Source organism: Paenibacillus forsythiae T98 (assembly GCF_000520735.1).
GTDB classification, from domain to species: domain Bacteria; phylum Bacillota; class Bacilli; order Paenibacillales; family Paenibacillaceae; genus Paenibacillus_AQ; species Paenibacillus_AQ forsythiae.
On the sequence record NZ_ASSC01000427.1, the window covers coordinates 1 to 724 of the forward strand.

The window sequence follows — 724 nt, forward strand, 5'->3', positions numbered from 1 at the left end:
GCGCCGCCCTTGAATTTTTCCGGCGTTTCGCCCATGATTACAAGTAACTGAAACCTGTTTTTCTCACTCAATATTTCATTGTAATTCACCGATGAAGCAATTGCCAGTCCGAACAAGACTTTATCTACCTTTTAACTGATGACGGAGCGATTTTATGAATACACTTCCAATTATGCAGGTCATGCCTGAACTTAAAACGATACTGGCCGCTTCCTCTTCGGCCGTCCTTATCGCGGAGCCGGGAGCGGGCAAGACAACGATGACGCCGCTTGCGCTGCTGGACGAGCCGTGGATGAAGGGCCGAACGATGCTGATGCTGGAGCCCCGGCGGCTTGCCGCCAGAGCGGCGGCGGTCTATATGGCGTCATGTCTCGGCGAACAGGCAGGCCAAACCGTGGGCTACCGGATGCGCATGGACAGCAAGACGGGACCTGAGACGCGAATTATCGTTGTAACCGAAGGCGTGCTGACCCGGATGCTGCAGGACGACCCCTCGCTGGGCGATACCGGCCTTGTCATTTTCGACGAGTTTCACGAAAGAAGCCTGAATGCGGATCTGGGCCTTGCGCTTTCTCTGGAGACGCAGGCGGTGCTCCGGGAGGATCTGAAGCTCCTCGTCATGTCGGCAACGCTGAACGGAGAGAAGGTGTCCGCGCTGCTTGGCGGCGCGCCGGTTGTCCGGTGTCCCGGCCGAGTATTTCCCGTAGAAACCGTGTACGCCCCT

Annotated in this window: 1 protein-coding gene; it reads left to right on the plus strand. The window is 57.0% G+C overall.

Annotation, left to right across the window (positions count from 1 at the left end):
* Positions 1–154: 154 nt before the first annotated feature.
* The coding region (locus L692_RS28780; protein ID WP_036723632.1) for a DEAD/DEAH box helicase at positions 155–724 on the plus strand (570 nt) is incomplete at its 3' end.